The organism is Sphingobium olei (assembly GCF_042678845.1).
Taxonomy (GTDB): Bacteria; Pseudomonadota; Alphaproteobacteria; order Sphingomonadales; family Sphingomonadaceae; genus Sphingobium; species Sphingobium olei.
Map to the genome: position 1 here is coordinate 95,743 of NZ_JBHTLS010000132.1, position 18,653 is coordinate 114,395.

An 18,653-nucleotide genomic window follows, 5' to 3' on the forward strand; every position below is an offset into this window, starting at 1 on the left:
GATTTGTTTGTCATTCGTGCGGCGCTGCTTGCGTCCGCTTCTCTCTGCACCACTGCGGCTTATGCTGGGCAGATAGCTGTTCCTTCCCCCGAAGCCGTAGAAGGGGACCAGATCATCGTCACCGGCCGCGCCCAGCGCCTGTACCGCACCGAGACGACGACTGTGGGGAAAAGCGCTCAAGATCCGCTCGACATTCCGCAGGCCCTGCAGGTTATCAACAAGGATCTGTTCGCCGATCAGGGCGCGCGCGACGCGACGGACATTTATCGCAACATCTCGGGCGTCAGCTTCTTCAGCTATGCCGGCGTCACCTTCCGCGGCTTCCGGCAGGATCAGTCCTTCTACGACGGCATGCGGGGCAACCCTTTCATCGGCTTTTCGGTGCCCCAGCTCTTCAACATCGAGCGGGTCGAGGTGCTCAAAGGTCCGGCGGGCCTCTTCTTCGGACCGGGCTCGCCGGGCGGCATCATAAACTATGTGTCGAAGGTGCCGGATACCAAGACGGCAATGCGGCTTGTGGCGACCGGCGGCAACTATGATCGTCGCGGCGTATCAGCGGAAGCGACCGGCCCGGTCGATGACAACGGCATCGTTACCTATCGGCTTGGCGGCTTTTACGAAGCCATGAACCCCTATCGGGTGAACACGAAGAATGTGTCGCTGATCGGCGATGGCGGCGTGGCGATCCGGACGAACGAAGGCGGCAAGCTGACGCTCCAGGCGACGGTCTACGACAATGACCTGCAAGCGAACCGGCTGCGCGGTGTGCTCACCGATAATGCCGGCAATTTCCTGACCGACATCCGCTGGAACGCCAACGAGCCCACGGATTTCCTGCATCTGAAGTCGCACGCCTACCAGGCGCGCTACGCTACGGCGATCGGCGATGCCGTCGCCTTCGACGCCGGTGTGCGCTACTTCAAGGCGACGGAGACACAGCAATATCACGAACCGCGCGGATTCGTGGCGGGAAGCACCGATCTTGTCGCGCGCGAGTTTCGCGACCAGATCCGCGATGTGGACGGACTTTCCTTTTCTGCCAACCTGACGGCACGCGTGGATCTGCTGGGCATGGAGCATAAATTCCAGACTGGCGCGGACTGGTATGACGAAACGAGCGTACTCAACAGCCGCATCCTGCGTGCGGGTGTGACGCCGCTCAGCCTTAGCAACCCGGTCTATACCAACAGCGCGCGTGATGTGGCTCGGGCGGCCCTGCTGCCCTTCACCGTCACCGACACCCGCACCAAGCGCAAGGGCGCCTATCTGCAGGACCAGATCAGCCTGACCGATAGGGTCATGCTGGTGGGCGGCGTCCGATATGACAAATTCGAGGACGGCGTCGTGGGCAACCGCTTCTACACCGACGATGACGTCACCTTCCGCACGGGCGCCATTTTCAAACCGCGTAAGGATGTTTCGGTCTATGTGAGTTGGTCGCAGAGTTTCGAGCCGCAGAGCGCGTCTAGCCAGACGGTCGATGCAGGCGGTCCGTTCGCCCCGGTAACGGGCGATCAGTTCGAAGGCGGGGTCAAGACAGACCTGTTCGACGGCCGCCTTCAGGCCAACTTCGCCGCCTACCGGATCGTGCGGAAGAACATCCTGCAAGCGGACCCCAGCCTGCCGCCCGTCAACGGCCAGGATCAATTGCGCCCGATCGGCGAGGTCACGAGCAAGGGGTTGGAGTTCGACCTGTCGACCGATATCACCGCCAACTGGGTCGCACTGGTCAACTACGGCTATAACGATACGAAGATCACCGGAACGATTACGGGGCAGGCGATCACCAACGCAGTCGGCGACCGTTTCGCCAATGCTCCCAAGCATAAGCTCGGCTTCTGGACGCGCCATCAGGTGCCGGCCATCGACGCGGCCTTTGCCGTGGGCGGGGAATATGTATCGCGACGCATCAGCCTCTCCGGACAAGGCGTGAAGCCCTACACGATCTTCGATGCGTCCATCACCAAGGGGCTGGGCTTTGCCGAACTGATGCTGCGGGTCGATAATATCTTCGACAAGGTCTACGCGGCCTCCGGCTTTTCCGCACAGAGCGGGCATTTCCCAGGGGAGCCTCGCACCTTCCTCGCTGAACTGCGCTTCAGCTTCTAATCCATGGGCAAGGCAAATGCCAAGAAGGGCCGCTCGCTCTGGTGGGTGGTGCATAGCTGGATCGGGCTAAAGCTCTCCATCTTCCTGACCTTCATCCTCGCGACCGGCACGCTTGCGGTCTTCGCCCATGAGATCGACTGGCTGGTGACACCGGCCATGCGTGTATCGCCGCGCACGGAACCGGTCGCCTCCTGGGGGGCGTTGGCGTACGCGGTGACGCGCGCGGCGCCGGAGGCACGGCTTCAGACGCTCTACGCGCCCATCGACCCGTGGTTCGCCGCCGAAGCATGGGTCAGCCATGGCAAAGGCGCGCCTGAGCGGGTCTATGTCGATCCCTGGACGGCGGAGGTGACCGGCCAGCACGGCTGGGCCAATGTCCACCGCTTCCTGCGGCAGGTGCATCGCCATCTCATGTTGCCGACGAAGATCGGCATTCCGCTGGTGTCTTCACTCGCGCTGCTGCTGACGGTGTCGCTGATATCGGGTATCGTCACCTACAAGAAATGGTGGCGCGGCTTCTTCCGCGCACCGCGCGCAGGCGACACTCGTCGCCTGACTGGCGACCTGCATCGCCTGATAGGCGTGTGGAGCCTCTGGTTCGTCGCGCTCATCGCGCTGACGGGCGTCTGGTATCTGGTCGAGACGTTGGGCGGGAGCGCGCCCGTGCCGGAAATGCCGCGGACTGCCGCCAATGCTCCCCCGGTCGGCGCCCGGCTTGACAGCCTCGTCGCACTTGCCCGGCGATCAGACCAGCAGCTCGATATACGGGAAATCCGCTTCACGCAGGAGCACGGCGTCATATTCCTCGGGCAGTCTTCTGCCTGGCTTGTGCGCGATCGAGCTAATGGCGTCGCGGTCGATCCTGTAACGCAAAGGGTGATCGCCCGACTGGATGGCCGCGATCTCACTATCCATCAGCGCATTTCCGAAATGGCCGACCCGCTGCACTTCGGCACGTTCGGCGGGCTCTGGACGAAGGTGATCTGGTTCCTCTTCGGCGCGGCCCTTACCGCCATGGCAGTGACCGGCACGATGATCTATGCAACACGATTAGCAAAGGCCGCTCCAATCGATGAAAGCGGCTGGCAGCTGGCTTGGCGCGGCATGGGGATATGGGCCTATATCGGTATCGCCCTTATTTTTGTGGCTTTGGCGCTCACCCCAGGCGCGATCGGCGGCGCGAGTTGAGAATGTCGACTTCCCCTGCGCTCAGCGAGCGCCTGAAAGTTCTCAACCGGAGTGACTGGTTATTGGTTCGCCTACCCGCGTCATGACAGGCAGTTGGATCAAGTGGCTTTCATGAGGCGAAGAGTGAGGAGGCCGGCTCCGGGCGAGCCGGCCCCATCATGCGATTTTGCCTGCTCGCGTTCAGCGCAGCGCCGCCAGCACCGCCTCGGCAAGAGGCTCGCTCGACGCCGGGTTCTGGCCCGTCATCAGGTTGCCATCGCGGACGACAAAAGCGCCCCAGTTCGGACCCTTTTCGTAGCGCGCGCCGGCCTTACGTAACGTGTCGGCAAGCAGCCAGGGTGCATTATCGGCTGTGCCAAGCTCCACCTCCTCCTCGTCGCTGAACGATGTCATCGCCCGGCCGGCAAAGGGCCAGTTCCCATCAGTGGCACGGGTTGCCAGCAAAGCCGCCTGGCCGTGGCAGACCGGGGCGATGAGAATGCCGGCTCGATCCGCTTCGATCAGGATCCGGCCCATATCCTTGTCTTTGTAGAGATCCTCGACCGGGCCGTGGCCTCCCGGGATCACGATTGCGTCATAGTTGCGACCGTCCACATCGGCGAGGACGAGAGGCTTGGCGAGACGATCGGCGATGCTGTCGAGATAGGCCTGGAAGTGATCGACCTTCTCCTGCCCGACTACATCCGGGCTCATGCTGTGAGGATCGATTTTCGGCGAGACACCGCCAGGCGTCGCGATGTCTACAGCGCAGCCGGCGGCGACGAACTTTTCGTCCATCACAACAAATTCCTCGGCCCAGACGCCGCTTTCATATTTGCTGCCGTCAGCGCGGGTCCACTGAGTCGCGGCCGACAGAACGATCAAAATCTTGGTCATGTCATTCTCCTTCAGCGTGTTGAGGCCGCGCCGACTCTGGGGATCGGCACGATCCAGAGGGTGGACAGCCAGCCAGGCAGACGAAGGGACTTCTCGCTCGGAACACATATTCCGCGCGTTATCAGCCTCGGTCTGATGAATGCCTGCCATTCCGTCGAAGCAAGTCGTCTTGCTCCGGTGGTATCGGAAATAGTGCGCTATAGCGGCAGTAACAAAGACTTTGCATGTTGGTCAGCCATGCCTGTAAGCTATGGCTCTATGGAACTGCGCCATCTCCGCTACTTCGTCGCCGTCGCTGAAACGGGTAGCCTGACCGAGGCTGCCGAGCGGCGGCTTCATACGTCACAACCGTCGTTGAGCCGGCAACTTAAGGATCTGGAGCTGGAAGTCGGCGCGCAACTTTTCGTGCGAGGGCCGCGTGGGATTGCGCTCACCTCCGCAGGACGGGCATTCCTCGATCATGCCCGGCTCGCACTTGCTCAGGCGAACGAAGCGGTCGCCTCCGCCCGGCGCGCTGCCAAGCCGGCCAAGGCCCGTTTTTCGGTTGGCTTTCTGACTGGGCAGGAGGTCGAATGGCTCCGGCACGTCAGCAGCCTTTTACGCGACGAATTGCGGAACGTCGATTTCCGCGTCACCAGCGATTTTTCGACGGCGATCGGCGCTGCGGTCCAGCGAGGCCATATCGATCTTGGCTTTTCGCGGATTGAGCCGCAGCCGGACGTCACCTACAAGGTGATCGCTTATGAACCGATCGTCGTCGTAATGCCGCGAGAACATCCTCTCGCTGCCGGCCGGGAGGTCGATTCCCGCGCAATCGATCCGCAGAGTTTCATTGGCTATGCTGACCCGCCACATGTCTTGCGGGGCATTGTGGAACGCTACTTCCGGGACCGTAATCTGGCAATGGCCCCGACCCACTTCCTGGACGGATACGCTACCGGCATTTCACTTGTCGCCTCGACCAGAGGGGTGACGCTGCTTCCGGCTTACGTGGAAGCGCTCTTGCCCGCCTCGCTCGTCAGTCGTCCGCTTGCCGGCAATGGCCCCGTCATCGAGATCGCCGCTGGTTATCGCGCGGACAATCCTTCCCCAACTCTAGCCGTATTCCTACGCAATATAGATCGATTAGTCGCCGAACGTGAGATGATTGCAGCCGGGCAATAAATGCAATCCGGCCCGCTCGTCGAACGGGGTGCCATCCACCTCCTCGATCAGTCCGGCAAGGCTGTTGGTGGATAGGCGCAGCAGCACCACCGCGATGCCGGTGCCAGGGAAAAGGCCGTCGTTCACCGATGTCGCCGGAGCGCGCGCCGTCATCCGCGCATAGATGTCGTCAACCAGCGCGCGGAACGCCGGATCGAGTCGGTCGCCGCTGCGGCAGATCGACCGTGGTTTCCGCCGCCACCCGGCCGGGATTGGAGGAGAAGACGGATGCGGTCGCACATCAGCACGGCCTTCTCGATATTGTGGGTCACGACCAGGATCGATTGGATCGGCATCCGCCCCTCGCACCACAGATCGAGCAAGTCGATGCGCAGCGTCTCGGCGGTGGGCATGTCCAGCACCCAGAAGGGCTCGTCCACCAGCAGCAGCGAGGGATCGTTCACGACCGCGCGGGCGAGGGACGGATAATCACGGCCAGGGCGAAGGTCACCGGGTCGGCGGCTGGTGCGGGCGGCCTCATCGAGCTCTTGAAGATCAGTGCCCTTGCCGATGCCCATAGCACGTCCGTCTGAAGGTCACGGCCCTTGACGCGCCGGGCTTTGGCGTCGATCTCAACCGCGATATTGCGTTGTGCCGTCCCTGCACCCACGTTTTTCAGAAAAGAGAGCCAGCCCATGAAATTTTGCCGTGTCGGCCAGCCCGGCCAGGAAAAGCCCGGTGTCATCGACAGCGAAGGCAATGTCCGCGACCTGTCCGCGATCATTCCTGAACTGACGGTTGAGACACTCGCCACCGCCAAAGGCGTGGATGTCGCCGCCCTGCCGGTGGTCGAGGGCGCGCCGCGCCATGGCGTGCCGGTGAAGGGCATAGGCAAGATCGTCGCCATCGGCCTCAACTATGAGGATCATGCGATCGAATCCAACCTGCCGATTCCGACCGAGCCGGTCATGTTCATGAAGGCGCTGTCCGCGCTCAACGGCCCCAATGATGACGTCATGTTGCCCAAGGGTTCGACGCACAGTGACTGGGAGGTCGAGCTGGGCGTGGTGATCGGCGAGACGTGCCGTTACGTCAGCGAGGAGGAGGCGCTGTCGAAAGTGGCGGGCTATGTCCTCGTCAACGATGTGTCGGAACGCTTCAACCAGAAGCAGCGTGGAACCCAGTGGAGCAAAGGCAAGGGCCACGACACCTTCTGCCCTGTCGGCCCCTGGCTGGTGACGCCCGACGAGGTCGGCGATCCGCAGACTCTCGACATGTATCTCAACGTCAACGGTACGCGGATGCAGACCGGGAATACGAAGACGATGATCTTCACCATTGCCCAGCTCATCTCCTATGTCAGCGAATATGTGACGCTTCAGCCCGGCGACCTGATGATCACCGGCACCCCGCCCGGCGTGGGCGAGGGCAAGAAACCCGAGGCGATCTTCCTCAAGGCCGGCGACGTCATGGAGTTGGGCATCGCGAAGCTCGGCACACAGCGGCAGAATGTCGTCGAATGGCGCCACCTGAGGAACGCGGTGCTTGGATGAGCGTCTGGCCGGGCCGATTTGAAGGGCGCGCAGCGGTCATCGCGGGCGGCGCATCCGGGGTTGCCTTCGCTACCCTCATCATCGGCTACGCCAACGGCATGGCGGACTGAAACCTTCAGTGGCCCCAAGGAAGAAGGTGGAAAGCCATGATCATTTCGGCAACGATGGACTTTCGCGAAGCGGCCCGGCGACGCCTGCCGCCGTTCCTCTTCCACTATATCGACGGTGGTGCCTATGCCGAACATACGCTGCGGCGGAATGTGGGCGATCTTACGGAGGTGGAGCTTCGCCAGCGGGTGCTGCGGGACGTGGCGGATTGCGACGTCGCGATCAAACTGTTCGGAACCCGCATGGCCCTGCCGATCGCGCTGGCGCCGGTTGGCCTGACGGGCATGTATGCGCGGCGCGGGGAGGTACAGGCCGCACGCGCGGCGGCGGCGAAGGGTGTGCCCTTCACGCTTTCCACCGTGTCGGTCTGCGCGATCCGTGAGGTGCAGGCGGCGTCCAGCGCGCCCATCTGGTTCCAGCTCTATGTGCTGAAGGATCGCGGGTTCATGCGCGACGCGTTGGAGCGGGCGCAAGCCGCCGGGGTCACGACGTTGATCTTCACGGTCGACATGCCCGTGCCTGGCGCGCGCTATCGGGACGCGCATTCCGGCATGTCCGGCCCCTATGCCGGTGTCCGCCGCATGATGCAGGCGGTAACCCATCCCCGCTGGGCCTGGGATGTGGGGTTGAGAGGGCGGCCGCACGACTTGGGCAATATCTCCGCCTACCGGGGGACGCCCACGGCGTTGGAGGATTATATCGGCTGGCTGGGGGCCAATTTCGACCCCTCGATTTCCTGGCGCGATCTCGAATGGATACGGGATTTCTGGAAGGGGCCGATGGTGATCAAGGGCATACTCGACCCTGAGGATGCCCGCGATGCGGTTCGGTTCGGCGCGGACGGGATCGTGGTGTCCAACCATGGCGGGCGGCAACTCGATAGCGTGCGGTCCACGGTCCGCGCGCTTCCCGTCATCGCCGATGCGGTGAAGGGCGACATCAGCATCCTCGTTGATTCGGGCATCAGATCCGGGCTGGACGTCGTGCGCATGCTGGCCTTGGGCGCGGACATGACGCTGATCGGGCGGGCGTTCGTCTATGCCCTTGCCGCCGGCGGAGAGGAAGGGGTGGCCAGGCTGCTATCGCTGATGGAAAGCGAAATGCGCGTCGCCATGGCGTTGACAGGCGTGCGCTCCATAGCCGAAATCGACCAGACCATCCTTGCCGGTGAGCGCAAGAAATAGCGTTCCGCACAGCGAGGCAAGTTCGCCGTCACCGGCCGCGCGTTGCGCGAGCCGCTGGACAAGGACGCGCAAGCCGGCCGCCCGGTGGATCTCAATAGGCGTTTTTGTGCAGCACCACGCCAGCGGTTCTCACCAGGATCGTGATGTCGCGCCACAGCGTCCAGTTCTGCACATATTCAAGGTCCGACTGCAGCCGGTTCACCAGATCGCTTTCGACTATGGTTGCCCCGCGATAACCGCGCACCTGCGCCAGGCCTGTGAGGCCGGGCTTGATGATGTGGCGATGCCAATAGCGATCGTCGATGTGCCAGAACAGCTTGTTTTCGGCCATGGAACCCAGAGCGTGGGGGCGTGGTCCGACGATGCTCATCTCGCCCTTCATGACGTTGAGCAGCTGCGGGATTTCATCGATGCTGGTGGCGCGGATGAAGCGTCCGAACGGCGTGATGCGATCGTCGCCGCGGCTGGCCGAGCGGTTGCCTGCATGATCCAAATTTTCCACATACATGCTGCGGAACTTGTAGATGTGGAACATCTGGTTGGATCGGCCGACCCGGATCTGCACGAAGAAGATCGGGCCTCTATCCTGCAGGAAGATGATGAGCGCGACGACGATCAGCATCGGCGCCAGCAACAGTAACAAGCTACCTGCGACAACGAGATCGAATACCCGCTTGACCAGCCGGTCCTTGAGGCCGAGCGGCCCGCGCGACACGATAAGCGTGGGCGTGCTGGCCCGCTGCGCGATGCCCAGCGGCTGCAGGTCCGACAGTTCCGGAGCGATCACCTCGCCCTGCACGTTGGCCCCTTTCAGCACCCTTGCCCAAATCTTGCGCTTGGCTTCGGGGCAGTGCACGATCACGCGGTCGGCATGCCGGATTTCCTTCGCCAACCTGTCGTAGGTCGATGGATCGAGCCGGGCGGGGTCGAGCATGTCGCTCGAATAAACGATCGACCTGCCGCGCAGGCTGCCGGCGTCGGCAGCACTGACGCCATCGAATATGTGCATCACATTATAGGGATCGTCGCCCACTATATGGTGGGCGTGGCGGACGAGCATGTAGCGGGATGTGCTGACGGCGATCAGCGACAGGCATACGCCGCCCACGAAGGTCAGTCTCGACCATTCGGCGCTGACCTTCATGAAGAAGGCCATCAAAATGACCGCGCCGGCCGCCAGGACGAGAGCGTTGACGGCAAGGCCCACGCTCGCCCATCGGTCATGGATTGCGGGGGTGGAATAAGACCGGTTCAGATGGGCGATGATCAAGAAGAGTGGTATGAACATCGCCAATTGCTCGAAAGCCATGGCGCTGGGCTGACGCAGGTATAGGAGATGACACGCCGCCCAGAAGCTGGCCGATATTGCCAGCGCATCCGCAACAGCCAACAGGACATACATGCGCAGTCGCAGATCCCATTTGGACCTTGTTTGGGACTCCCCCGCGTCTCCGGTCATTTGCCAAGCGTCCAGCACAGTTTCTTCTTTCTCAGCGCCCGAAAGGAAGTTTTTTCAATGAAATTCTCCAATAACCTTTCAGAACATTGAAGAAATCCGATGGCCAACGGGATGGATGGAACCATGCGCCTGTGTGCAACGTAGCGAAGAAAAGTTAATCGCCGCTTGTCATGCACAGTTCGTCGCTATTTCTGCTCGCCCAACATGATCGATACCCTCATTCCTAGCTGATGCTGCGTTGCAGCACAATAACTAACGCTCTGTTACTGGCGATGCCATACATGGCCCTGCCGAGACTGGCGAAGGGGCAAGGGCGTTTTATATCGACAAAAAACCTCGCTTCGGCGCACCGTGCGCTAAAAGGACGGGGGCCCGCCGCCTTCCATGTCGCGATGCTGTGCAACCACCATTCCTCCTAGCGTTCAGGGCGTGTCGGCCGTCTCCGCCAAAGCCGTGGCGACTGGCGCATCATTGGTGGCGGTCAGATACCAGCGGTCCTCCCCCTCGATCGCGATCCCTGTCAGCCGCCCGCTGAAATAGGCGCCGGTGTCTATGCCGATACGGTTGGGCCGCTCTTCGACCTCTTGGGTGATCGAATGACCATGCACGATGACGCCGGGATGCAGGGTTTCGCAGTTCAGGAATTCGTTCCGGATCCAACGAAGATCGGAGAGGGCTTGGCGATGCAGCGGAACATGCGGCTTGATGCCGGCATGAACGAAAATGAAGTCGCCGGACTGCACCATGTCATCGAACCGGGAAATGAACCTGATATGCGAGTCGGGAATGTGGAGCTTCATCCACGCGACCAGCTGCTCGCCGGACATCGTGTCTCCTTCCGCGCAATCGAGACCGTAGCTCATCAGCGTTTCGCGGCCCCCGACGGAATAGAAGAAGCCGGCGGCTTGTTCGTCCCCTGCAAAGGCGTGCAGAAACATCTCCTCATGATTGCCCTTCAGGAACTGAAGGTGGGATGTCGAACGGGACAGGGTCTCGGCCAGCTCGATAATGTCCGCTGATTGCGGACCGCGATCGATCAGGTCGCCCAGGAATATGATCTTGAAGATGTCTGTGGGACGGTTGGCAAGATCGTCCTCGATCAGCCGGAGCATGCCGACGAACAGGTCAAACCGGCCGTGAACGTCCCCAACGGCGTATGTCCGTCCAAGTCCGCCTGTTGGAGACCTGGACTCGCTGGCCTTTCCCTTTTTCGACAACAGGCTGAACATGGACCGCTCACATGGAATCTAGGCCTTCGACCTGCCCATATGGAACGCAGCCAGTGGCTTTGCCAAGAAGCTTCGAAAGGGGTCAGTCGGATCCGAAGATGTCGCGCGTGAACACCTTCTCCCTTGCCGGCTCCAGTTCCGCCGTCATGCGATTGGCGATAATGACGTCTGCTTTTTCCAGGAAGCCCTGGAGATCGGGGATCACCTGCGATCCGAAGAAGTCACTTTCTGAAAGCGCGGGCTCATACACGACGACCGAAATGCCCTTGGCCTTGATCCGCTTCATGATGCCCTGGATCGAGGACTGGCGGAAATTGTCCGATCCCGCCTTCATGACCAGGCGGAAAACGCCGACCGTCCGCGGCCTCAGGGCGATGATCTGGTCCGCCAGGAAATCCTTGCGCGTGCGATTCGCCTCGACGATCGCGTGGATCAGGTTCTGGGGCACCTGCGCATAGTTTGCCAGCAGCTGCTTGGTGTCCTTGGGCAGGCAATAGCCGCCATAGCCGAAGCTCGGATTATTGTAATGCGGCCCGATTCGCGGGTCTAGGCTCACGCCCTCGATGATCTGGCGGGTATCCATGCCACCGGCGATGGCATAGCTGTCCAGTTCGTTGAAGAAGGCCACGCGCATGGCGAGGTAGGTGTTGGCGAACAGCTTGATTGCCTCGGCTTCGCGGGCATCGGTGAAGAGGACGTCGATATCCTTCTTCTCTGCGCCCCGCAGCAGCAGGTCGGCGAAGACGCGCGCGCGTTCCGATCTTTCGCCCACGATGATCCGCGATGGATGCAGATTGTCATACAGCGCCCGGCCTTCGCGCAGGAATTCGGGGCTGAAGATGACCTGCGTCGTACCAAGGCTGGCGCGCACATCGTCCACGAATCCCACCGGGATGGTCGATTTGACCACGACGGTCACATCGGGATTGGCGCGGATGGCAGTGGCGATGACGGCCTGAACGGAGCTGGTGTCGAATTTGTTGGTGTCGACGTCATAATTGGTGGGCGTGGCCACGATCGCGAAGTCGGCACCGGCCAACGCGTCCTGCGCGTCCGTCGTGGCGCGCAGGTTCAGCGGGCGATTGGCGAGGAAATCCTCCAGTTCCGCATCGATGATGGGCGACCGGCGCGCATTCAGCTTGTCGACGCGATCCTGCGAAATGTCGACCGCCACCACCTCATTATGCTGCGCCAGCAAGACGGCGTTCGACAGGCCCACATAGCCCAAGCCAAAAACTGCGATTTTCATCCAGGGTTACTCGCTCCGCTTCGTGACGCGCTTCGATACCGTCATCGCATAGCGGAGACTATAACTATTGTGATTGGGGTGGCTCGTGCGGAGCGATTTGCAACAGGATCCCGCGATCGCGCCCGGTTGAGACGATCAGCCTCACCCTTTCGTAACGCGAACATCGCGTTTCCCGACCGCCTTCCGGCGATCGCCTTCAAACCAGAAGGAAGATGAACGCTCCGCCGGCTATGGCCGCCCACAAGGCACCGGAAATGCCCATGATCAGCAGCATGCGATGCCGCGCGCCCAGCTTCACCTCTGCCGGAGAAAAGGCCTCGATCATCTCGCCTTCGTCGGTCAGCCGGCCGATATTGTTGCGGGTCGATGCCGTCACCGCGCCGGAGGGCAGGGGCTGTTCGAAATAGCAGCCATAGACGAACGCGTCGCCAAGTTCTTCCCGCCGGACGATCTGGGCGCGGCTCTGGCCCACGCCGGCAAAGCCCAGCGTCACGACCGTATCAACCTCCAGGTCGACGTCCGCGGTGATTCGGCAACCGTTGCGGGTCAGGTCGTCGACACGGATCTCATATGCCTGATCGTCCGTGCGCAGCACGGCGGGCCGATCGATGCTCAAGCGCATGTCTGCGCGGCGATCGAAACTCCTTGCACTATGCACAACCGACGCCACGGGAATCCCCTCAAGCCTGAACTGGTCAGGCAGGCGTAGCCCAAACGTCATTACCGAAGGGTAAATCCCGGCTGCATTTCATCCTAAAGAACCAAATATCATCCCGGGCCGGCCGCTCACGACCGATGCGGTCGATCTTTTGCTCCTCTAAGGACGAACCTGCTCCTCGGCGCGATGCTTGCCCAATCGTCCAGCGTTGCCTGCATGGTCGGCGCCATGGCGCGCGCATCGGCACAGGTGGAAAGATCGTCGGACACCACCACCAACCGGCCATCGCGACCATGTTTCAGGCTGGCCAGCTTCATGCGTCGGGGTTCTCGTGCAGCCATTCCGCATGGCGCGGCGCGCGCTTGGTCCGGCTCCATTCCTCCAGCATCAAAGGTGCCACGCGCCGCAACTCGGCATATTGCTCCCGCGTCCCGATGTTGCAGGCCAACTCGACGCGATGGCCGTTGGGGTCGAAGAAATAGATCGACCGGAATACGCCATGGCAGGTCGGGCCGAGCACGTCGGTCCCCTGTGCCTCTACATGCGCCTTGGCGGCGAGCAGTGCAGCCTCATCCTCCACCTCGAAAGCCAGATGCTGGACCCAGGCCGGGGTATTGGGGTCGCGCCCCATGGGCTGCTGGTTGGGCAGCTCAAAAAAGGCCAGCACGTTGCCGCCGCCGCAATCGAGGAAGACGTGCATGTACGGGTCGTCCTCGCCAGTGGAGGGCACCTTGTCCTCGGCAAAGGCGGTAGTGTAAGTCATGCCCAGCACGCGTTGATACCATTCCACTGTCTCCTTCGCATCGTTGCAGCGATAGGCGACATGATGGATGCGCTTGAGTTCGGGGGCCTGGGTCATGCCGGCTCTCCGACATTCAGCGCGCCGCGCTGCAACTGGTCGCGCTCGATGCTTTGGAACAGGGCGGTGAAATTGCCCTCGCCGAAGCCCTCATCCTTCTTGCGCTGGATGAACTCGAAGAAGACCGGGCCGATCTGCGGCTGCGCGAAGATCTGGAGCAGCAGGCGCGGGTCGCCGTCCTGCGTCGATCCGTCGAGCAGGATGCCGCGCGCCTGCAACTCGCCCACCGGCTCGCCATGGCCCGGGAGCCGTTCGTCCAGCATCTCATAATAGGTGGCGGGCGGCGCGGCCATCAACGGCACGCCCAGCGCCTTGAGCCGGTCCCACGCGGCGATCAGATCGTCGCACAGCAGCGCGATATGCTGAATGCCCTCGCCATTATAGGCGCGCAAGAACTCCTCGATCTGGCCGCCGCCTGCCTTGCCTTCCTCGTTCAGGGGGATGCGGATCTTGCCGTCGGGCGCGGTCATCGCCTTGCTGGTGAGGCCGGTATATTCGCCCTTGATGTCGAAATAGCGGATTTCGCGAAAGCCGAAGACGCGCTCGTAGAAGCTCGCCCAATGGGCCATGCGGCCGCCATAGACATTGTGGGTCAGGTGATCGATGATCCTGAAGCCAGCGCCTTCGGGATGCCGGTCGACGCCCGGCTCGTACAAGAAGTCGATGTCGTAGATCGACAGGCCGCCCTTCTCGTCCTCATAGCGGTCGATGAGGTAGATGATCGATCCGCCGATGCCGCGCACCGCGGGCAGCCGCAATTCCATCGGGCCGGTGCGTACCTCGACCGGCTCGGCGCCGCGCTCGATGGCGAGCGCATAGGCTTTCGCAGCATCCTTCACCCGCCATCCCATGCCGCACGCCGACGCGCCATGCTCGGCAGCGAAATAGGCGGCGGGGCTGCGCGGTTCGTAATTGGCGATGAGGTTGATGCCGCCCTGCCGCCACAGCTGCACATCCTTGGAGCGATGGCGGGCGATGAGGGTGAAGCCCATTGCCGTAAACACCGGCTCCAGCAAGCCTTTCTCGGGCGCGCTGAATTCCACGAACTCGAAGCCGTCAAGGCCGATGGGGTTGTCTGGGCTGGTCATGAATGCATCCTCTCGGCAATCCCTGTCCATGCAGGGTCATCGTCCCGGCCCCTCGCGCAGCGGCAAGTCGGCGGTGGGCGTATGATGTAACGATAGCATCCATGGCCGAATATTCTTATCAGAAAGCCGATGATGACTCGCTTCTTCGTAGGCATATTATCAGGAATGCACATGATGTGATGACATTCTTGCAATGGGATGCCGCATCGGTATCCCCGAGCACCAGGTGGGAATAGCGCCTCCTTATGGCACCGTCGGTCTTTTGGCGTGTCATCTTCCAGCAGGGCCGATAAGCGTGGCGAGCGCACAACGAGTCGAAGGTGGATCAGATGCCCAAGCCATTGCTATTCCAGCCCATTCGCGTAGCCAGGCTCGATCTGCCGAACCGGATCGTCATCGCGCCTATGTGCCAATATTCGGCCGTCGACGGGTGTATGACCGACTGGCATCTCGTCCATCTGGGCGGTCTTGCCCTGTCGGGCGCGGCCCTGCTCACGATCGAGGCGACGGCGGTTCTGCCCGAAGGCCGGATTTCCTACGCCGATGTCGGCCTCTACAGCGACGAAGCCGAAAGCGCGATGCGCCGCGTGCTGGAATCGGTGCGTCATGTGTCCGATATCCCGATGGGCATCCAACTTTCCCATGCGGGCCGGAAGGCGTCACAGGAAAAGCCATGGCTTGGCGGCGGCCAGATCGCGCCGGCTGCCGATCATGGCTGGCAGACCGTCGCCCCTTCCGCCATTCCCTTCAAGGCCGACGAAAATGCGCCTATCGCCCTGCATCGGGATGATCTCGCCGCCATCCGGGACGCCTTCGTCGCCAGTGCGTTGCGCGCGGCGCGGCTGGGCCTCGACCTCATCCAGCTGCATGGCGCGCATGGCTATCTGCTGCATCAATTCCTGTCGCCGCTGTCGAACCAGCGCGACGATGACTATGGCGGCAACCTGGAAAACCGCATGCGCTTTCCACTGGAAGTGTTCGACGCCGTGCGCGCCGCCTTTCCGGCGGACCGCCCGGTCAGTGTGCGCATCTCCGCCACTGACTGGGTGGACGGCGGGCTGGACCTGGAGCAATCGTTGGCCTTCGCCACGGCGCTCGAGGCGCGTGGATGCGCCGCTATCCATGTGTCGAGTGGCGGCCTGCATCCCGACCAGGCCATTCCGGTCGGCCCCAGCTATCAGGTTCCGCTTGCCAGCGCGGTCAAGCAGGCCGTGGATATTCCCGTGGTAGCGGTCGGCCTCATCACCAGCCCCGAGCAGGCCGAGGGCATCCTCGCGACCGGACAGGCGGACATGATCGCGCTTGCCCGCGCGATCACCTTTGATCCGCGCTGGCCCTGGCATGCGGCGGCCGCTCTCGGTGCGTCAATCCGCGTTCCGGGCCAATATCTTCGCTCGGAACCGCGCACCCTGCAATCCCTCTTCCGCGCTGATTGAGCCGCTTCAGGCGGGCATCGCGATCATCGAAATCTGCCGACCATAGTCGCTTTCGCCGCGATGGCATGACCGGCGATAGCTGTAGAAGCGATCCGGCTGGCTGTAGGTGTCCTCGTCCAGCATCGCGATCCGCTCGATGCCGGCCCGCGCCAACCGCGCGGCGACATAGGCGGCGATGTCGAACTGGCAATGGCCCGACCGACCGGGCGTGAAGAAGCGCTCATTGGCCGCATCCTCCGCCTCGAAATGGGCGGCGAACGCATCCGTCACCTCATAGGAGGCGCGGCCGATGCACGGGCCGATCGCGCAGGCGATCCGGTCCACCCGCGCGCCGAGCGCCGCCATCGCCTCGATGGTGGCGTCGGTGACGCCGCCGATCGCACCCTTCCATCCGGCATGGGCCGCCCCCACGACGCCGGCTTGCCCGTCGGCAAACAGCACCGGCACGCAATCGGCGGTCAGGATGCCCAGCACCATGGCGGGCCGGTCGGTCACCATGGCGTCGGCGGCCGGGCGCTGGTCCTCCGCGATCGCGTGCCTCACCGTCACTACGTTCGCGGAATGCACCTGCCGCACCGTGACCAGACTCGCGCCGGGCAGCAGGGCGTCGCGCGCCAGATCGCGGTTGCGCAGCACCGCCTCCCGCCCGTCTTCCGATCCCAGCCCGACGTTGAGGCCCGCATGGACCCCGGTCGATACGCCGCCCCGGCGCCCGGCAAAGCCATGCGGCAGGTCCGTCAGTAGGGGAGTGCGCAGCAGTTCGATCATCGTCCCGTCCCTTTTTCGTCCGATCCCCTTTGGACGAGCATGTCGCAGACACGCAACATACTTGCGCACGGCAGATTAGGCGATAGTCTCCCGTCCATAGCGCAAAGGGGGCGGGCAGCTTGGCCGTCCGCGCACAGCAAAGAGCATAAAGGGCATCATTCATGATTTTCGGGCGCATCAAGCCTCTGGACGCCATCTTGGCGACGGCCGAGAAGAAATCGCTCCATCGGTCGCTCGGGGCGTTCCAGCTGACCATGCTGGGCATCGGCGCGGTTATCGGCACCGGCATCTTCGTGCTGACGGCGGAGGCGGCGCAGAAGGCCGGGCCAGGCATGATGCTGTCGTTCGTGATCGCCGGCTTCGTCTGCGCGGTCGCGGCGCTCTGTTATGCCGAGATGGCGGCGATGGTGCCGGTGTCGGGATCGGCTTATACCTATAGCTACGCGGTCATGGGCGAACTGATCGCCTGGATGGTGGGCTGGGCGCTGATCCTCGAATATGCGGTGGCGGCGGGCGCGGTATCGGTCGGCTGGTCCGGCTATGTTGTCGGCCTGATCGAGCACACCTTCCATCTGGACATACCTGATCTGCTGACGCGCGGGCCGTTCGACGGTGGCATGATCAACCTGCCCGCCATGCTGATCGCCAGCCTCGTGACCTGGCTGCTGGTCATCGGCACGAAGGAAAGCGCGACCGTCAATGCGGTGCTGGTGCTCATCAAGGTGTCGGCGCTGACTCTGTTCATCGTCCTGTCCGTGCCGGTCATGAACATGGACGGCTTCACCCCCTTCGCCCCGCTCGGCTTCTCGGGCATTTCGGCGGCGGCGGCCTCGATCTTTTTCGCCTATGTCGGCTTCGACGCCGTCTCCACCGCAGCGGAGGAGACCAAGAACCCGCAGCGCAACATGCCGATCGGCCTCATCGGTTCGCTTGGCATCTGTACCATCTTCTACATGCTGGTTGCCGCCGGTGTCATCGGCACTGTGGGCGCTCAGCCGGTCTATGGCCCCGGCGGCGAAGCGCTCGCGCCGGGTTCCGCTGCTCTGTCGCAGCAATGCGCGGCGCTGGCCGCTGCCGGGACCGAGGCTGTCACCTGCTCGAAGGAGGCGCTCGCCTGGACCCTGCGCGAGATTGGTTGGCCGCAGATCGGCAACCTGCTTGGACTTGCCGCCGGCCTGGCCCTGCCTTCGGTCATCCTTATGATGATGTTCGGCCAGACCCGCATCTTCTTCGTGATGAGCCGCGACGGTCTGCTGCCCGCGATGTTCTCTAAGGTCCACCCGACCTACAAGACGCCGCACGTCATCACCATCCTGACCGGCATCTTCGTCGCGCTGTTCGCCGCCTTCTTTCCGGTCGGCATTCTTGCCGACATTTCCAACTCCGGCACGCTCTTCGCCTTCGCCGCCGTATCGATCGCGGTCATGGTGCTGCGCAAGACCGACGCGGGCCGCGCGCGACCGTTCCGCACCCCGGCGATCAATATCACGGCGCCGATCGCGATCATCGGCTGCCTTTATCTGTTCGTCAGCCTGGGAACGGAAACCAAGCTTATGTTCGTGGGGTGGGCGGCGGTCGGCCTGGTTGTATATTTCGCCTACAGCCGCAGCCGCAGCTATGTCGGGCGCGGCATCATCGATGTGGCGGAGGATGACGCGAACATCCCGCCGCAGCCCGTGCCGCCCATGCCGGGCGCGCATACGCCGGGCGGCCGCGACGCCTGACTGGCATAGGGGGAGGGGCGGG

At 62.7% G+C, this 18,653-nt stretch carries 17 protein-coding genes and 1 pseudogene; 7 read left to right on the forward strand and 11 right to left on the reverse strand.

Features of this window, described 5'->3' with window-relative positions:
- The first annotated feature begins 3 nt into the window (after positions 1-3).
- A complete protein-coding gene (locus ACFQ24_RS16330; protein WP_380913115.1) occupies positions 4-2,109 on the forward strand; it encodes a TonB-dependent siderophore receptor in 2,106 nt (701 codons plus the stop codon).
- A gap of 3 nt (positions 2,110-2,112) precedes the next feature.
- Positions 2,113-3,297 (forward strand): PepSY-associated TM helix domain-containing protein, encoded by a 1,185-nt coding sequence (locus ACFQ24_RS16335; protein ID WP_380913117.1) that lies wholly within the window; start codon positions 2,113-2,115, stop codon positions 3,295-3,297.
- Positions 3,298-3,477: 180 nt separating this feature from the next.
- Here the strand turns inward: ACFQ24_RS16335 and ACFQ24_RS16340 are convergent, their stop codons facing one another.
- Positions 3,478-4,173: a type 1 glutamine amidotransferase domain-containing protein gene (locus ACFQ24_RS16340; RefSeq protein WP_380913119.1), complete on the reverse strand. Its 696-nt coding sequence runs from the start codon at positions 4,171-4,173 to the stop codon at positions 3,478-3,480.
- Between the two features lie 258 nt (positions 4,174-4,431).
- Between ACFQ24_RS16340 and ACFQ24_RS16345 the strand changes: the two genes are divergently transcribed.
- On the forward strand, positions 4,432-5,337 hold the full coding sequence (locus ACFQ24_RS16345; protein WP_380913121.1) for a LysR substrate-binding domain-containing protein: 906 nt from the start codon (positions 4,432-4,434) through the stop codon (positions 5,335-5,337).
- Here the strand turns inward: ACFQ24_RS16345 and ACFQ24_RS16350 are convergent.
- Positions 5,299-5,463 carry a hypothetical protein gene (locus ACFQ24_RS16350; RefSeq protein WP_380913123.1) on the reverse strand — a complete coding sequence of 55 codons (165 nt, stop codon included), beginning with the start codon at positions 5,461-5,463 and terminating at the stop codon, positions 5,299-5,301. The genes ACFQ24_RS16345 and ACFQ24_RS16350 overlap by 39 nt on opposite strands.
- Before the next feature lie 23 nt (positions 5,464-5,486).
- Positions 5,487-5,894 carry a hypothetical protein gene (locus ACFQ24_RS16355; RefSeq protein ID WP_380913125.1) on the reverse strand — a complete coding sequence of 136 codons (408 nt, stop codon included), beginning with the start codon at positions 5,892-5,894 and terminating at the stop codon, positions 5,487-5,489.
- A 117-nt stretch (positions 5,895-6,011) separates the two neighbouring features.
- Between ACFQ24_RS16355 and ACFQ24_RS16360 the strand changes: the two genes are divergently transcribed.
- Entirely contained in the window at positions 6,012-6,869 is an 858-nt protein-coding gene (locus ACFQ24_RS16360) for a fumarylacetoacetate hydrolase family protein (RefSeq protein ID WP_380913127.1), read from the forward strand.
- A 146-nt stretch (positions 6,870-7,015) separates the two neighbouring features.
- Positions 7,016-8,161 carry an FMN-dependent L-lactate dehydrogenase LldD gene (gene lldD, locus ACFQ24_RS16365; protein WP_380913129.1) on the forward strand — a complete coding sequence of 382 codons (1,146 nt, stop codon included), beginning with the start codon at positions 7,016-7,018 and terminating at the stop codon, positions 8,159-8,161.
- 91 nt (positions 8,162-8,252) lie between these two features.
- Here the strand turns inward: lldD and ACFQ24_RS16370 are convergent, their stop codons facing one another.
- The 7 genes and pseudogenes from ACFQ24_RS16370 to hppD form a co-directional block, all read right to left on the reverse strand.
- The gene (locus ACFQ24_RS16370) at positions 8,253-9,563 is read right to left on the reverse strand and encodes an exopolysaccharide biosynthesis polyprenyl glycosylphosphotransferase (protein ID WP_380913131.1); all 1,311 of its coding nucleotides are present in this window, start codon (positions 9,561-9,563) and stop codon (positions 8,253-8,255) included.
- A gap of 479 nt (positions 9,564-10,042) precedes the next feature.
- Complete coding sequence (locus ACFQ24_RS16375; protein WP_380913133.1) at positions 10,043-10,849, reverse strand: metallophosphoesterase family protein; 807 nt, start codon at positions 10,847-10,849, stop codon at positions 10,043-10,045.
- Between the two features lie 82 nt (positions 10,850-10,931).
- Positions 10,932-12,098, reverse strand: a complete 1,167-nt coding sequence (locus ACFQ24_RS16380) for a nucleotide sugar dehydrogenase (RefSeq protein WP_380913135.1) — start codon at positions 12,096-12,098, stop codon at positions 10,932-10,934.
- A gap of 196 nt (positions 12,099-12,294) precedes the next feature.
- A complete protein-coding gene (locus ACFQ24_RS16385; RefSeq protein WP_380913137.1) occupies positions 12,295-12,819 on the reverse strand; it encodes a PilZ domain-containing protein in 525 nt (174 codons plus the stop codon).
- Positions 12,820-12,932: 113 nt separating this feature from the next.
- Positions 12,933-13,073, reverse strand: a pseudogene (locus ACFQ24_RS16390) (fumarylacetoacetate hydrolase family protein); the annotation flags it as partial.
- On the reverse strand, positions 13,070-13,615 hold the full coding sequence (locus ACFQ24_RS16395) for a VOC family protein (protein ID WP_380913139.1): 546 nt from the start codon (positions 13,613-13,615) through the stop codon (positions 13,070-13,072). The pseudogene ACFQ24_RS16390 and the gene ACFQ24_RS16395, both read right to left, overlap by 4 nt.
- Positions 13,612-14,703 (reverse strand): 4-hydroxyphenylpyruvate dioxygenase, encoded by a 1,092-nt coding sequence (gene hppD, locus ACFQ24_RS16400; RefSeq protein ID WP_380913141.1) that lies wholly within the window; start codon positions 14,701-14,703, stop codon positions 13,612-13,614. The genes ACFQ24_RS16395 and hppD overlap by 4 nt, the downstream gene beginning before the upstream one ends.
- A gap of 329 nt (positions 14,704-15,032) precedes the next feature.
- Between hppD and ACFQ24_RS16405 the strand changes: the two genes are divergently transcribed.
- Positions 15,033-16,139, forward strand: coding sequence for an NADH:flavin oxidoreductase/NADH oxidase (locus ACFQ24_RS16405; protein WP_380913285.1), 1,107 nt, complete (start codon positions 15,033-15,035; stop codon positions 16,137-16,139).
- Positions 16,140-16,145: 6 nt separating this feature from the next.
- On the opposite strand, the gene pgeF is transcribed toward ACFQ24_RS16405, so the two are convergent.
- Positions 16,146-16,907 carry a peptidoglycan editing factor PgeF gene (gene pgeF, locus ACFQ24_RS16410; RefSeq protein ID WP_380913143.1) on the reverse strand — a complete coding sequence of 254 codons (762 nt, stop codon included), beginning with the start codon at positions 16,905-16,907 and terminating at the stop codon, positions 16,146-16,148.
- A gap of 161 nt (positions 16,908-17,068) precedes the next feature.
- Between pgeF and ACFQ24_RS16415 the strand changes: the two genes are divergently transcribed.
- A complete protein-coding gene (locus tag ACFQ24_RS16415; protein ID WP_380913144.1) occupies positions 17,069-18,631 on the forward strand; it encodes an amino acid permease in 1,563 nt (520 codons plus the stop codon).
- Positions 18,632-18,653: the final 22 nt, after the last annotated feature.

Excerpts from the sequence above, each read along its gene's own strand:
- ACFQ24_RS16415 (WP_380913144.1), top strand. The coding sequence starts at position 17,069 with ATGATTTTCGGGCGCATCAAGCCTCTGGACGCCATCTTGGCGACGGCC.
- ACFQ24_RS16370 (WP_380913131.1), bottom strand. The coding sequence starts at position 9,563 with ATGTATGTCCTGTTGGCTGTTGCGGATGCGCTGGCAATATCGGCCAGC.
- ACFQ24_RS16380 (WP_380913135.1), bottom strand. The coding sequence starts at position 12,098 with ATGAAAATCGCAGTTTTTGGCTTGGGCTATGTGGGCCTGTCGAACGCC.
- ACFQ24_RS16395 (WP_380913139.1), bottom strand. The coding sequence starts at position 13,615 with ATGACCCAGGCCCCCGAACTCAAGCGCATCCATCATGTCGCCTATCGC.
- ACFQ24_RS16375 (WP_380913133.1), bottom strand. The coding sequence starts at position 10,849 with ATGTTCAGCCTGTTGTCGAAAAAGGGAAAGGCCAGCGAGTCCAGGTCT.
- ACFQ24_RS16355 (WP_380913125.1), bottom strand. The coding sequence starts at position 5,894 with ATGGGCATCGGCAAGGGCACTGATCTTCAAGAGCTCGATGAGGCCGCC.
- ACFQ24_RS16405 (WP_380913285.1), top strand. The coding sequence starts at position 15,033 with ATGCCCAAGCCATTGCTATTCCAGCCCATTCGCGTAGCCAGGCTCGAT.
- ACFQ24_RS16345 (WP_380913121.1), top strand. The coding sequence starts at position 4,432 with ATGGAACTGCGCCATCTCCGCTACTTCGTCGCCGTCGCTGAAACGGGT.
- ACFQ24_RS16335 (WP_380913117.1), top strand. The coding sequence starts at position 2,113 with ATGGGCAAGGCAAATGCCAAGAAGGGCCGCTCGCTCTGGTGGGTGGTG.
- lldD (WP_380913129.1), top strand. The coding sequence starts at position 7,016 with ATGATCATTTCGGCAACGATGGACTTTCGCGAAGCGGCCCGGCGACGC.
- ACFQ24_RS16360 (WP_380913127.1), top strand. The coding sequence starts at position 6,012 with ATGAAATTTTGCCGTGTCGGCCAGCCCGGCCAGGAAAAGCCCGGTGTC.
- hppD (WP_380913141.1), bottom strand. The coding sequence starts at position 14,703 with ATGACCAGCCCAGACAACCCCATCGGCCTTGACGGCTTCGAGTTCGTG.
- ACFQ24_RS16340 (WP_380913119.1), bottom strand. The coding sequence starts at position 4,173 with ATGACCAAGATTTTGATCGTTCTGTCGGCCGCGACTCAGTGGACCCGC.
- ACFQ24_RS16385 (WP_380913137.1), bottom strand. The coding sequence starts at position 12,819 with ATGACGTTTGGGCTACGCCTGCCTGACCAGTTCAGGCTTGAGGGGATT.
- pgeF (WP_380913143.1), bottom strand. The coding sequence starts at position 16,907 with ATGATCGAACTGCTGCGCACTCCCCTACTGACGGACCTGCCGCATGGC.